10 protein-coding genes are annotated in these 13292 nt (G+C 66.0%); 4 read left to right on the plus strand and 6 right to left on the minus strand.

Features of this window, described 5'->3' with window-relative positions; genetic code table 11:
• Positions 1 to 18: 18 nt before the first annotated feature.
• The 4 genes from ACYOEI_RS38495 to ACYOEI_RS38510 all read right to left on the minus strand — a co-directional run bounded on the left by ACYOEI_RS38495 (position 19) and on the right by ACYOEI_RS38510 (position 4246).
• Entirely contained in the window at positions 19 to 357 is a 339-nt protein-coding gene (locus ACYOEI_RS38495; protein WP_462855820.1) for a hypothetical protein, read from the minus strand.
• A gap of 425 nt (positions 358 to 782) precedes the next feature.
• Positions 783 to 2009, minus strand: coding sequence for an MFS transporter (locus ACYOEI_RS38500; RefSeq protein ID WP_462855822.1), 1227 nt, complete (start codon positions 2007 to 2009; stop codon positions 783 to 785).
• A gap of 274 nt (positions 2010 to 2283) precedes the next feature.
• On the minus strand, positions 2284 to 3411 hold the full coding sequence (locus ACYOEI_RS38505; RefSeq protein ID WP_462855823.1) for an NAD(P)H-dependent flavin oxidoreductase: 1128 nt from the start codon (positions 3409 to 3411) through the stop codon (positions 2284 to 2286).
• Positions 3412 to 3517: 106 nt separating this feature from the next.
• Positions 3518 to 4246: an SDR family NAD(P)-dependent oxidoreductase gene (locus ACYOEI_RS38510; RefSeq protein ID WP_462855825.1), complete on the minus strand. Its 729-nt coding sequence runs from the start codon at positions 4244 to 4246 to the stop codon at positions 3518 to 3520.
• Positions 4247 to 4380: 134 nt separating this feature from the next.
• Here ACYOEI_RS38510 and ACYOEI_RS38515 point away from each other — a divergent pair, with 134 nt between their 5' ends.
• Positions 4381 to 4986: a CGNR zinc finger domain-containing protein gene (locus ACYOEI_RS38515; protein ID WP_462855826.1), complete on the plus strand. Its 606-nt coding sequence runs from the start codon at positions 4381 to 4383 to the stop codon at positions 4984 to 4986.
• A 49-nt stretch (positions 4987 to 5035) separates the two neighbouring features.
• Positions 5036 to 5992: an alpha/beta fold hydrolase gene (locus ACYOEI_RS38520; RefSeq protein ID WP_462855827.1), complete on the plus strand. Its 957-nt coding sequence runs from the start codon at positions 5036 to 5038 to the stop codon at positions 5990 to 5992.
• 288 nt (positions 5993 to 6280) lie between these two features.
• On the opposite strand, the gene ACYOEI_RS38525 is transcribed toward ACYOEI_RS38520, so the two are convergent.
• The gene (locus ACYOEI_RS38525; protein ID WP_462855828.1) at positions 6281 to 6913 is read right to left on the minus strand and encodes an iron transporter; all 633 of its coding nucleotides are present in this window, start codon (positions 6911 to 6913) and stop codon (positions 6281 to 6283) included.
• 42 nt (positions 6914 to 6955) lie between these two features.
• Positions 6956 to 9187, minus strand: a complete 2232-nt coding sequence (locus ACYOEI_RS38530) for an FTR1 family protein (protein ID WP_462855829.1) — start codon at positions 9185 to 9187, stop codon at positions 6956 to 6958.
• A 134-nt stretch (positions 9188 to 9321) separates the two neighbouring features.
• On the opposite strand from ACYOEI_RS38530, the gene ACYOEI_RS38535 reads away from it, so the two are divergent.
• A complete protein-coding gene (locus tag ACYOEI_RS38535) occupies positions 9322 to 10023 on the plus strand; it encodes a class I SAM-dependent methyltransferase (RefSeq protein WP_462855830.1) in 702 nt (233 codons plus the stop codon).
• Between the two features lie 721 nt (positions 10024 to 10744).
• Positions 10745 to 13231 (plus strand): hypothetical protein, encoded by a 2487-nt coding sequence (locus ACYOEI_RS38540; RefSeq protein WP_462855831.1) that lies wholly within the window; start codon positions 10745 to 10747, stop codon positions 13229 to 13231.
• Positions 13232 to 13292: the final 61 nt, after the last annotated feature.

Genomic DNA, 13292 nt, shown 5'->3' on the forward strand with positions numbered 1-13292 from the left:
GGGTCGACGGAAAGGACGTCAGTGTAACAGGCCCGAGGATCCGAGGATCATCGTGCGGGTCACGATCAGGGCCCCTATGGCCGTCGCCGCGGCGATCGTCAGGAACCAGAACATGCGATCGCCCCAGCGCGAGCGCCGGGGTGAGGCCTTCGACGACGCGGATTGTGGCGTGGCCGGCCCCGTGGCCCGTCGCGCCGCGGCGATCCAGGGGCGAAGGGCCCGCCCCTGCCGTGTCGTTTGGAGCAACACGCCGGAGCGGCCGTACATGATGAGCGCGACCACGGCGATCACGACGACCTCTCGGAGGCCGAGCGATCCCAGGAACGCCCAGAGCGACCCCGCTCCTTGACCGATCATCGTCCCAAATCTCCAGTCTCGGTCGCCTCGCCGCGCAAGGCTCAACCCGCGCCGCAATCGGGCGTTTCTTCCATGATATCAACGCGACGCGCGCCAAGCAGCGCCCGCCAATCGACGAAGGAAGAAAGGGTATCACGGTGGGGAATTACTTCGGTCGGGGGCCGACAGATCGGCACCAACCGAGGCCAAGGCGTCTCGACAGGGACGACGCGGGGTGGGTTGACATCCCCAATCGTATCGTGGCCCCGACCCGAGTCAAACAAAAATCCGGCCCTCCCGGCCGGATTTGCCGACGTGTTGTCCGCCCGTGTTTTTCTCGCCGGGGTCCGCGACCCCGCCCTCGCCATCGGATGAGATCAGCGATCCTGGCCCAACAGGGTCACAGACCCCGTCCACAACGATGCCGTTTCCACCTTTGACGTTCCTTAAACCACCTTCTCGACGGCAGGACCCCGAGCCCGTCGGGCCTGGAGATACAGGCCGAGGGCCAGGGTGACGGTCGCCCCGCCGAAGATGCAGACCGCGGGCCAGCCGCCGAAGGACCAGGCAAGACTCGAAGCCGCCGAGCTGGCGGCCCCGCCGAGGAACATCCCGCACATGTAGACGGTGTTGAGCCGATTGCGGGCCTCGGGGCGGAGCGCGTAGATGATGTGCTGGTTCGAGATCATCACCCCCTGCGCACCGAAGTCGATCAGGATAATGCCGACGACCAACCCGGCGATGCTGTTCCACAGGCCGAGGATCAGCCAGGAGAACGACATCACGAGGGTGCCCAGGCCGATCACCGCGTAAGGGCCCCGGCGATCGGCGATCTTGCCCGCGATCGGGGCGAAGAGGACGCCGCAGGCCCCGACGATCCCGAACAGGCCGGCGACGGTGGCGTTCAGCCCGTAGTTGGTGTCGAGGTGGAGCGCCAGGACGGTCCAGATCCCGATGAATGAGCCGAACAGACAGGCCTGAAGGCTCGTCGATCGACGCAGCTCGGGCTCTTCCCGCCACAGGTCCGCCAGCGATCGGAGGAGCGCCAGGTAGCTCTGATCGGTCTTCGGCCGGCTGTGGGGGAGCACCGCGGCCAGGACCACGCCGGTCAGGGCGGTCAGCCCGAGGCCGAGCCCATACATGGCCCGCCAGCCGAGATGCTCGCCCACGGCCCCGCCGAGGGCCCTGCCGAGGAGGATCCCGCAGAGGAGCCCGCTCATCACCGTGCCGATCGTCCGCCCTCGACGTTCCGGCGCCGAGAGCTCCGCCGCGAAGGGGAGGACCTGTTGCGCGACGGTCGAGGTCATCCCCACCAGCACCGACGAGGCCACGAGACACCAGGCGTTCGGAGCGAGAGCGGTGGCCGCCAGAGAGAGCACCAGCGTCGAGATCTGGACCAGGATCAGCCGACGACGATCGAGCCGGTCGCCGAGGGGGACGAGCAGGAACAGGCCGCTCGCGTAACCGAGCTGTGTGGCCGTCGGCACCATCGCGGCGACGGACCTCGCGTCGGGGAACGAGGCCAGGATGATCCCCAAGAGCGGCTGGTTGTAGTAGATGTTCGCCACCGCGACGCCGCAGGTCGCCGCCATGATCAGCGTCAGGCGGAGGTCGATCGTCGGACCCCGCTCAAAAGGGGAGGTGGTGGACTCCTGGGGCTCGACGGTGCTCATTTCGATAGGCTCGGGACGTGGATGTCGGCACGTATGCCAGAAAAACGGACCCCCTCGAGGTGCGCCTTGGTCGGCCGCGATCCCCATCGGGAGGGGATTCTTACCCCGGGAGCATTCCCCAAGAGGCTTCGGGCTCTGGAGAACGATCGAGTCCTCCCGGCCCGTGATGATCGAATTATTCACGAGCGTAGGGAGAAGGGGCAACGGTCGCCGGTCGCCGGCTTGTGGGGAGACCGCACCCTTTGGGGGCTCTTACAAGTTGGATCCCAAGGGGTTATCGCGATTCTCTCCGGCGGAGGACGGCCTCGGCAATGGGTGTGACGTCCGAGATGAGGGAGTTGAGGAGTGTCGTGGCATCTCTGTGCCGTGTGAGGTTTGCGCTCTGGCCGGCCCAGAGGGGGATGAAGTCGGCCTGCCCTGCCCTTTCCGCGAGGCGGGATAGGTGTTTCATCAGGTGACGTTGCAAGGGGTATGGCAGGAACTCGGTGCCGGGTCGATTGAGCTCTTCCATCAGTCGGTTCTTGATGCCCCGGCCGAGGCGGCCGGTGAAGCCTCGGGTCAGGGCCGTCTGGGCGGCCATACCCCCCAGGAGGGCTGCGCGGTGTTGCGGGCTCGCGCCCGACTCCTCGCAGGCGAGGAACGCCGTGCCGATTTGGACACCGTCCGCACCCAGGGCCAGGGCGGCGACGATGCCCCGGGCGTCGGTGATCCCCCCGGCGGCGACCACGGGAATGCTGACGCGGTCCACCACTTGCGGGACCAGGGAGAAGGTGCCGGTCAGCGAATCTTCGGCCGGCCGCAGGAAGGAGCCGCGATGGCCGCCCGCCTCGAAGCCCGAGGCGACGACCACGTCGACCCCCGCCTGCTCCAGGGCGACGGCCTCATCGGGGGTCGTCGCGGTCCCGAGGAGGACGATGTCCCGGGCTCGGCATTCGTCGAGGATTTCCCGAGGAGGGATCCCGAAGAGGAAGCTGAAGACCGGGACATTCTCATCCAGGAGCACCCGCATCTGATCCTCGACACGGGGCGGGGCGAACGGTTCGTAGGACGGACGCGGCCCCCCAAGCGCCTCGATGTGCGGGGCGATCACGGAGAGGCTCCTGGAGAACGCCTTCTCGCCGGATGTCCTCGCACCTTCGTCCTCCATCGAGGCCCACAGGTTCATCGCGAACGGCTTCGTCGTCAGCGATCGGATCTCGGCGATGACGTCCCGGATCTCCCCGGGCTCCAGTCCGTGTGCCCCGAACGAGCCCAGGCCGCCGAAGTTCGAGACGGCCGCCGTGAGCCGTTGCGTCGAGAACCCGCCGAACGGCCCCTGGATGATCGGGTAATCGATGCCAAGACGTGTCGAAAATGGCGTGCGGCTCCAACGCGTGGCCGTCGTCGAGTCTTGCCCTGACATCGGTCGCCCTTCGGAAAATGGAGAATTGTGGAAGTCTTAAAAATCAGCGAGAACCTGTCTCGTGGGAAGCAGCGGGGCACTCCTGCCCCGCTCTGGCGTTTTTGCATCACCACTTGCTGAAATGCGCACCCCCGTCGACGTGGAGGACTTCGCCCGTCACGCTCGAGGCTTCCGTCAGGTAGAGCACCGCGTCGGCGATATCCTTGACTTCGGAGATCACGCCCATCGGCGACAGGGTCCTGAGGAAATCCTGGGGGTTCTTCCGGTGCAGCGGGGTGTCGACGACGCCTGGGGCCACGACGTTGAAGCGGATGCGGTCCTTGGCGTACTCCGAGGCGAGGCTCCGGGTCGCGGCGTCGAGTCCCCCCTTGGTGATCATCGAGACGGCCGAGGATAACCCCAGGATCGGGTTGTCGACGAGCGACGAGGAGATCGTGACGACGCTCCCGCCCGAACCCTGGGCGAGCATCTGCTTGACGGCCCGTTGCGTGACGTGCAAAAACCCTTCAAGGTTGGTGGAGACGAGAGCCCGGAAGTCGTCGGGGGTGTACTCGGTGAACGGCTTCGCGACGAAGATCCCGGCGTTGTTCACCACGACGTCGATCGACCCGAACCGCTCGAGTGCCGCGTCGACGATCCGGTCGGCCGTGGCCGTGTCCCCGATGTCGCCGTCGACCAGCGCGAGGGAGTCGGAGGGCGTGAATGGGTTCTTCTTCGTGATCTGGCGAGATGTGGCCACGACCCGGTAGCCCCGCTCCAGGAACGCGGACACGATTCCCGCCCCGATCCCCTGCGAGGCACCCGTGACGATGGCAGTCTTCGATCCCGCGGCCATTGGTCTCGCTCCCGATCGTTTCGCTGCGACACCGATCGGCCCTGACACTGGACAGGGCCGCTTGTCTGGTTACAATCTAGGGGGCACGGTAACCTCGGTCAAGCCTGTTGGCAGTTACAGGATCGGACAGGACCATGGATCGCCCCGCTGTCCGAACGTCGGATCGGCCGCATGACCTCGACTTCATCGGCGACCACCTGGCGATTGATTTCATCAATACCGTCCGGGTCGTCGATGGCGAGGTCTCGGACACACTCCGTTCGGACAGAGACGTCGAAATCTGGCTCGGGCTCGCTTCGGCCCCCGTCGCGTCGAGGCACTCGCGTTGGGAGGACGGTTCGCTGCTCGCGTCGACGAGGCGGCTCCGCAAGGCCACGCTGAAGGCGATCGAGGCCAGGAAGGGCGGCCGACGGCCGTCCCTCGGCGTGATCAACGCCTTCCTGGCCGCCTCCACGGGCCCACTCCAACTCGTCGCGGCCTCCGGATTCGAGCTCGAACTCCGACGCATGCCCCGAGGTGAGACCCCCGAGCAATTCCTCGCGCCGGTCGCGGAGGCGGTCGCCGAGCTCCTCGCGCACGGAGAGATCGACCTCATCCGGCAATGTGCCGGGGAACGATGCGTCCTCTGGTTCTACGACCGGACCAAGGGCCACGGGAGGCGGTACTGCACCTCGGCGGGATGTGGCAATCGGGCCAAGGTCGCCGCCTATCGGGCAAGGGCCCGGGCTCGAGAGGAATGAGTCGGGCGGATGATGTTCGGCAACTCCTTCGATTCGCGAGGCTTGAGAGATGGATGCTCGACGTGAGGGATCGGTTGCGTTCGGGGTGGTGATCGCCGCCGCCCTGCTCTCCTCGACGGTGGTTTCGGCCAAGGAGCCGGCGTTGTCCCAAAGGATCTCCTACCGCTATGCAAAGGTCGATGGCCTGCGCGTGTTCTACCGCGAGGCCGGGCCCAAGGATGCGCCGACGATCCTCTTGCTCCACGGGCTGCCGTCGTCTTCGCGAATGTACGAGCCACTCCTGAGGAGGCTCGCAGGACACTTCCACCTGGTCGCGCCCGACTATCCCGGGTTCGGGCACAGTGACTGGCCGAATCCCAAAGAGTTTGCTTACACGTTCGACACGCTCACGGAAGTGATCGACCGGTTCACGCAGGTCGTCGGGCTGGAGCGATACACGTTGTACATGCAGGATTACGGCGGGCCGGTCGGGTATCGCCTGGCGATCGCCCACCCGGAACGCGTGCGTGCGCTCATCGTTCAGAACGCGGTGGCCCACGACGAGGGCTTGGGGCCGAATTGGGCCACGCGACGCGCGTACTGGGCCGATCGAGCCGGGCACGAGGCCCAGTTGCGGAAGAACCTCTTGTCGTTGGAAGCGACCCGGATGAGGCACGTCGGCAGCGACCCGGAGGTCGAACGTTATGATCCCGACCTCTGGACGGATGAATTCGCGTTCCTGAACCAACCGGGGCAGGCGGACATCCAGGCCGATCTCTTCTATGATTACCGGACGAATGTCGCCTCATACCCCGGGTGGCAGGCCTGGCTCCGGAAGGCCCAGCCGAAGCTCCTGGTCCTCTGGGGCAAGTATGACCCGTCCTTCACGATCGCCGAGCCCGAGGCGCTGCGACGCGACGTCCCAAGTGCCCAGGTCCATCTCCTCGACGGCGGCCATTTCGCGCTCGACACGGCCGCGGATCAGGCCTCGGAGCTGATCGTGAGATTTTTTGAAGATGTGAAATAGTTTAAAATCGACAGAAATGTGATGGTTGGTCTTTGCGGACGTAGGCACTCCGCGCCGATCTCCGCCGAGCACTCGCCGGAAGATCGCTTCACCACAAAGGCACCAAGACACAAAGGACAGGATCACAAGCCGAAGGATCCGGCTCGGAGGCTTTCCCGAAACCCTTCGTGTCTTTGTGCCTTTGTGGTGAGTCTCCCCCAACTCAATCGGAGAGGGCTTGGTCGACTGTGGCGAGCCGTCTCTGTGGTCTCGGTGCCTCTGCGGTGAGTCACCAAGCCGATTGCCGGGTTACTTGACAGGCCCGGCGTAGTCCCAGTCGAAGCTGACCTGGAAGGGTTCCCACCAGGGGGCGACGCCGGTGGCGGGGTCGGAGTGGCGGCCGATTCCGCCTTTCGTCGCGTGGTCGATGTCGTAGGTCAGGCGGAAGGAGCCGGCCTTGGGCATCGAGATGCTGGCGCCGTAGTGGAGGCCGTCGCGGGCGACCATCGGGACGAACTCGCCCTTTTGGATCGGCGCGCCACCGTCCTTCGGCGTGATCGCGTAGTGGATCTTCAGGTAGGGGACGAACTCGCCGAGCCCGAGGCCGTTCGGGTTCTCCTCGGTGGCGTGGATGTCCGCCTCCATGTGGATCAGGTCCGGAGTCATGGCCCCCTGGCCGCCCATCTGGATCGGAGGGAGCCAGACGGCGACGATCTTCATGTGGTTCTCGACCACGGGCTCGCCGATCGGGAACTCCCGGAACCCGGCGGGCTTCGCGCCTTCGGGGCTGCCGGCGGGCTCGGCCGTGTTCTCGGCCTTGGCCTCGGGCTTCGGTCCCGTCGAGGACGCGGTCGGGTTCGAGTTCAGGTTGAAGAACAGGATCAACGCCACGCCGCCGAGGATCAGCGCCGTGACCAGAGGGCCGGCAAAACGCTTCAGCATAATATCATATCCTCGGGCTAAGGAGGGTGGGGATGCGCCGGATCAGGCTCCGGCGTTCGCGGTCGGCGCGGGGCCGAGGGGGGACGACGAATCCTTGGGAGTCGCCGGGGCGGCCTTCGGGGCGACGACGCCCTCTCCCGCGGCCAGGAGGGCGAAGGCGAAGATCGCACCGATCAGCAGGAGGCCCTGCACCGAGAGCGTCTGGACGGTCGGGTAGAGCCCGAGGGTCGGGATCCCCGCCCCAAGCCAACTCATCCACGTCATCGGCGTGGTCTTGAGAATCCCGGAGGACTGGAGCTCGAAGACCCCGTTCCCCGCGAAGACGACGGCCATCGCGAAGAGCACCGCACCCGAGACGGTGAAGAACGACCGGAGCGGGAGCCGGACGCTCGTGGCCCGGATGACCACGGCGACGATCGCCAGGAGGACCAGCCCGAGGCCCAAACCGGCGGCCAATCCGAGCATCCCCGGGCGCGACTGGCCCTGGGCTCCGATCATCGCCTGATACATCAGGGCCGTCTCGGCCCCTTCGCGGTAGACGGCCAGGAAGGCGGTCAGGGCCAAGGTACTCGCCCCCCCGACCTTCGCCTGCCGCTTGAGGAAGTCCATCCAGCGCTTCGACTCGCTCTGCGAGATCAGCCAGTAGCTCACGTAGAAGAGGACGCCCGACGCGGCGAGCATCACGAGCCCTTCAACCATCTCACGAGCCTGCCCCTGCGACGAGGCGACGAGTCGGTTCAACGCCCAGGCGGTACCGATGCTGGCGAGGACCGCGAGCCCGACGCCCCAACGGATCGCCTTCAAGGCCCCGACCTGCCCCGTCTTCACGGCCAGGGTCGTGAGCATGGTCAGGAGGAGGATGATCTCGACGCCTTCGCGGAGGATCGTGATCAAAGACGCGGCGAAGGCCGTCCCGAAGGCCCCCGAGGCCTGGGAGTCGCTGCGGTCGAGGGTGGTCTCCACCTGGGAACGCAACCCGTCGAGCCTCGCGGCGAGGGCCTGGCCCTTCAGCCCCGTGCGGATCTCTCCTCGGATCGCGTTGAACTGCATCTCGAGCGGGCGGACGTCCTGAGGTTTGCGGGCCGCGACGAACCGTTCGAGCGGCTCGAACTCGGAGAAGTAGACCGAGGTCATCGCCGAGGCGGCGTCTTCGGCCTCGTCCTGGTCGGCCATCGATCGGATCCCGGCGAACCCCTTGGCCAGGGCGACGAGCTGGGCCCGGTGGTCGCCCGACGGGGCCTCGGCGAGGTCGGCCGAGGCCTGTTCGCCCGGCGAGTTGTAGATGTGGGCGCCGTCGGTCACGCCCTTGCGGTTCAACTCCTCGGCCGTGTGGACCAGGGCGAGGAGGAGCGCGCGATTCAGGTCGGCGAAGTGGGCCGCGGGGCTCCTCCCCTCGGCGACCTCGCGGACTTCCGACGCAATTGCGGTGAACTTGGCCTCGAGCTCGGCCTTACGGGCGAAGCCGAGCCGGGCTCGCACGGCCGTCTCCATGTCCGAAGCCTCGAATTCGCCCCAGTAGGCGTCCTCCGCCAGGCTCCGGGCCTTCTTGAACTCGCCGGGCCGAGAGGCGAGGGCGAGGCTCGACGCGAGCGTGACGCTGATCCGGTCGATGACCTCGGGCCAGGGGCGGATCGGGGCGAGCCGGCCGGGGCTTCGGACGGCGAGCGGTGCGGTCAGGGTGAGCGTCTCGACCGCGACGTCGGCGCCCTTCACCGTGATCTCCGTGCGGAGCGGGTCGCCCATCTCGTGCCAGACGTTGAGCGTGTATCGGCCGTCGGGGACGTCGCGGAGCCGGAACTTCCCCTCGCGCGTGCAGGTGCGGGCCCAGGGGGTGGCGGCGACGATCACGAAGCCCCGCATGTGGCTGTGGACGTCGCAGGTCAGGCGCACGACCCCCGCCTTCTCCGGGACCCACTTGAGGGATTTGCCGGCGGGCATCGAGTCGTTAAGCTGGTAGCCCGGCGAGACGACGTGGACGCTGTGCGTCTCGGAGTCGGAGTTGGTGAACTCGATGGTCCGCCCCAGGGGCATCACCTGGACCCTCGGGACGAACTGCAAGCCACGCTGGTCGACCAGGGAGACCTCGGCCGGCGCCGACGATGCCGTTGCCAAAGCCGCGGGCGGCGGCCCGTCGATCGGCTCCAGCGTCACGACCGCCGGGCTGATCTCCGGCGAACAGACGTCGGGCATCGCCACCGTCCCGGTGACGTCCGCCCCGAGGCCCGTCGACGTGATCAGGAACGCCAGCCAGGCCGGTATCGCGATTCGACGCATGGGCGTTCTCACCAATCCGTGACGCAAGTGATGGGCGGGGCATCGACCGGGTAGGTTTGTATTGCATTGAGATTCAATCTCAACAGGGCTCGATTATAGTCCCGTAAACGGGGCACCGTCAAGAATCTTCGGGGATGGCCATGGCGATGGGGACGGAAATCGACACCGAGTCCGCAGGGATTTATGAAGGGCCGACGACGACCTCGGAATTCACGATTGGAAGCCTGCCGATTCGGCTCGTTCGCCCCACGGACCCCGACCGGCTGCTCGACGTCCCCGAGATCGTGGCGAGGAATCGGCGCGACGATTACATGCCGTACTGGGCCTATCTTTGGCCCGGCGCGTTCCTCCTGGCGGAAGCGGTCGTCCGGGAGCCCCTGGGCCCCGGCCTCTCGGTGCTCGAGATTGGCTGCGGGCTAGGGTTGGCCGGGTTGATCGGCGTGGGCCGCGGCCTTCGCGTTCGCTTCACCGACTACGACGAGGACACCCTCCGGTTCGTGGGCCGGAGTGCGGAGGCGAATGGGTTCGACCCCTCGAGCTATTCGATCGGTCGGCTCGACTGGCGTGATCTCCCCGACGAGCGTTATCCGGTGATCATCGGCGCGGATGTCCTGTACGAGCGTCGCCTCGTCCCGCTCGTCGGCAACCTGATCGCCAGACTCCTCGAGCCCGATGGCGTCGCCCTGATCGCCGGCCCTTACCGGGTCGCCAGCGCTAACCTCGAGGTTTTGCTCTCCCCCTGGGGCCTCGTCACCGAGGCCGAGTCGATCGCCGCCACGGGCGAAGCCGGCCCGGTGCGCGGGACATTGCACCGGATCCGGCATAAGAGCCGTTGATTCGTGCCTGCTTGCTTCCGTGGCGTTTTGGCGATGGGGGTGTCGACTTCTTCTAGTCTCTTTCGAAACCCGGTTTCGCTCGAAAAACCGGGTCGGTCGTGGGCGATCGACCGGGCTGGCGATGGAGTGCGCGAGCGTCTCTGCAACTCGTAAAGCAGGAATGTGGCCGAGCTTGTGGCCATTTCTCCGGCGGCTCCGGGGCGTGAGTCGGCGGTGCCTGTCGTCCTATCGACATGCCGTCTCCATGGTTCACGAATCGACGAAGGGCTCGGATGATTTCCTCCGAGCGCTCTTAGGGGCCTCCATCGATATCAATATCGCTGCATGAGCCAATCTAGAATTTGTCACGATTTTGAACTGGCTATGGCAAGCGGGAGGTCCGTAAGATATCACACATTCATTCTCGAGGTGTGGTGGCCTGAAGCGAGTACCCCCCCTCCCCTCCAGTCGTGTGCCTACGGAGATTGCACCTGCGATGTCAGAGAACTCACGCACGCGCCCGCAAGGATCGTCCCGACGCGCCCGGTCGTTTTTAGGCGGGATCGAAACACTCGAATCTCGGGTTGTCCTTTCGGTCACGACTCCGATCGATCCTACCTATGGCAACGTGGGCCCCTTCTCGACCGAAACGGCCGAGAAGACGATCCTCGAATCGAATAGTGGCACGGGCTCCGGAACATCGGCCTCGACGACGGGCGCGAAGCTCTCGAGGGCGCCGGTGATGTCGGTGGCGGCTGCGGCGACTCAGTTGGTCATCACGAGTCAACCGACCAGCGTGAAGACGGCGGCCCCGTTCTCGATCACCGTCAACGCGTTGGACGCCGATGGAAATGTGGACACGAGCTACTCAGGCTCCGTCACGTTAAGCCTGACGACAAACCCCGGCAACGCGACCGTGGGCGGGACGTTGACGGTCCAGGCCGTGAACGGGGTGGCGACGATCGTTCCGACCCTGAACAGGGCGGCTTCCGGCTACGTGTTCACGGCCTCGGCGTCGGGATTGACGTCGGCGACGTCGGCGCCGATTACGGTAACCCCCGCCGCGAGCTCGCTGAATTTCTGGGTGCTGCCACCTGACGGTTTGAAGACGATGGCCAGCTTCACCGTGAAGGTGCAGGCGATGAATGGCGCATACGTGGACCCGAACTACACGGGCCTGGTGACGATAGGCCTGAACTCGAGTCCGAGCGGCGCGACTCTGGGCGGGACGTTGACGGTCCAGGCGGTGGACGGTGTCGCGACGTTCACCGGCCTGACGTTGGATAAGTCGGGAGGCTACCAACTCAAGGCGACGGCCGCGGACCTGTCGATGGCGTACTCGACCTCGTTCGCGGTAAATCCGGCCGCGACGCAACTGGCCATCACGACGCAGCCGCCGAGCAGCGTGAAGTCGGGCGACCCCTTCTCGATGACGGTGACCGCGAAGGACGCGAGCGGCAACGTCGACCCGAACTTCTCGGGCGTGATCTGGGTGAGCCTTGCCACGAATCCCGGCAACGGGATGCTGAGCGGGACGTTGTCGGTCCAGGCGGTGAACGGTGTCGCGACGTTCACGGATTTGTCGCTGAACAAACCGGCTTCCGGCTACAAGCTCAATGTGTTTGTCTACAGCTTGCCGATTCCTCCGGTGAACTCGGCGGCGATCACGGTGACGCCTTCCGCGACGCAGCTCAGGATCGCCACTCAGCCGCCGAGCAGTGTGAAGACGGGCCAGACCTTCTCTCTCGTCGTCAACGCGACGGATGCGAACGGGAACGTGGATCCCGGTTACTCGGGCCCGATGACCCTGAGCCTGGCGGCGAACCCCGGCAACGGGATGTTGAGCGGGACCCTGACGGTCAACGCCGTCCACGGCGTTGCGACGTTCACCGGCCTTTGGCTGAACAAGCCGGCGTCCGGCTACTTGATCAAGGCATCGGCGACGGGCCTGACGGCCGCGACGTCGACGGCGATCAACGTGTCGACAGCCTCGACGCAGTTGGCGATCACGACGCAGCCGCCGAGCAGCGTGAAGACGGGCGAGGCCTTCTCCCTCGTCGTGAACGCGAGGGACGCGAACGGTAACCTCGACCCGAATTATGCCGGTCCGATCACGCTGAGCCTTGCGACGAACCCCGGCAACGGGATGCTGAGCGGGACCTTGACGGTCAACGCCGTGCACGGCGTGGCGACGTTTAGCGGATTGTCGCTGAACCGGGTGGCGTCGGGTTACTCGATCAAGGCGTCGGCGTCGGGCCTGACGGCGGCGACATCGACGTCGATCGCGGTGACCCCGGCCGCGACCCAGTTGGCGATCACGACGCAGCCGCCGAGCAGCGTGAAGACGGGCGAGACCTTCTCTCTCGTCGTCACGGCGAAAGACGCGAACGGGAACGTGGACCCGAACTACAAGGGCCCGGTGACCTTGAGCCTCGCGGCGAACCCCGGCAACGGGATGCTCGGCGGGACTCTGACGGTCAACGCGGTCAATGGTGTTGCGACCTTCACGGGTCTGTGGCTGAACCGTGTTGCGTCGGGTTATCTGATCAAGGCCTCGTCGTCGAGCCTTGCGACGGCGACGTCGAACCCGATCGCGGTGACGACGGCCTCGACGCAGCTCACGATCGCCACGCAGCCGCCGAGCAATGTGAAGACGGGAGAGGTCTTCACGGTCGTGGTCAACGCGCTGGACGCGAGTGGGAATCTGGATCCGAACTACACGGGTCCGGTGACCCTGAGCCTTGCGGCGAACCCCGGTAACGGGATGTTGAGCGGAACGCTGACGGTCAACGCGGTGCGCGGCGTGGCGACGTTCACGGGCTTGTGGTTGAACAAGCCGGCATCGGGTTATTTGATCAAGGCCTCGTCGTCGAGCCTGACACCGGTGACCTCGACGTCGATCACGGTGACGACGGCGGCGACGCAATTGGCGTTCACGACGCAGCCTCCGAGCACGGTCACGATCGGAGTGGCATTCTCGCTAACGGTGTCGGCGCTGGACGCGAACGGGAATCTCGACCCGAACTACTCGGGGCTGATCACGGTGGGTCTGGCGGCGAACCCGGGCAACGGGATGGTGAGCGGGACGTTGAGCGTGCAGGCGGTGCACGGCGTGGCGACGTTCACCAATCTGATCCTGAACAAGCCCGCGGTGGGATACTTGATCAAGGCGACGGCGTCGGGTTTGACGCTGGCGACGTCATCGTCCATCACGGCGACGACCGCGTGAGGATGGCGTGTGCCTAATGGACGGGGTCGTCGTTTCGGCGGCGGCCCTGTCGTCATGGCGA

It is taken from the genome of Singulisphaera rosea (genome assembly GCF_054877945.1).

What these genes read in the sequence shown, in the direction of transcription:
- ACYOEI_RS38510 (WP_462855825.1), bottom strand. Translation starts at nt 4,246, where the DNA reads ATGGCCGCGGGATCGAAGACTGCCATCGTCACGGGTGCCTCGCAGGGG.
- ACYOEI_RS38530 (WP_462855829.1), bottom strand. Translation starts at nt 9,187, where the DNA reads ATGCGTCGAATCGCGATACCGGCCTGGCTGGCGTTCCTGATCACGTCG.
- ACYOEI_RS38505 (WP_462855823.1), bottom strand. Translation starts at nt 3,411, where the DNA reads ATGTCAGGGCAAGACTCGACGACGGCCACGCGTTGGAGCCGCACGCCA.
- ACYOEI_RS38535 (WP_462855830.1), top strand. Translation starts at nt 9,322, where the DNA reads ATGGCCATGGCGATGGGGACGGAAATCGACACCGAGTCCGCAGGGATT.
- ACYOEI_RS38520 (WP_462855827.1), top strand. Translation starts at nt 5,036, where the DNA reads ATGGATGCTCGACGTGAGGGATCGGTTGCGTTCGGGGTGGTGATCGCC.
- ACYOEI_RS38540 (WP_462855831.1), top strand. Translation starts at nt 10,745, where the DNA reads ATGTCGGTGGCGGCTGCGGCGACTCAGTTGGTCATCACGAGTCAACCG.
- ACYOEI_RS38500 (WP_462855822.1), bottom strand. Translation starts at nt 2,009, where the DNA reads ATGAGCACCGTCGAGCCCCAGGAGTCCACCACCTCCCCTTTTGAGCGG.
- ACYOEI_RS38495 (WP_462855820.1), bottom strand. Translation starts at nt 357, where the DNA reads ATGATCGGTCAAGGAGCGGGGTCGCTCTGGGCGTTCCTGGGATCGCTC.
- ACYOEI_RS38515 (WP_462855826.1), top strand. Translation starts at nt 4,381, where the DNA reads ATGGATCGCCCCGCTGTCCGAACGTCGGATCGGCCGCATGACCTCGAC.
- ACYOEI_RS38525 (WP_462855828.1), bottom strand. Translation starts at nt 6,913, where the DNA reads ATGCTGAAGCGTTTTGCCGGCCCTCTGGTCACGGCGCTGATCCTCGGC.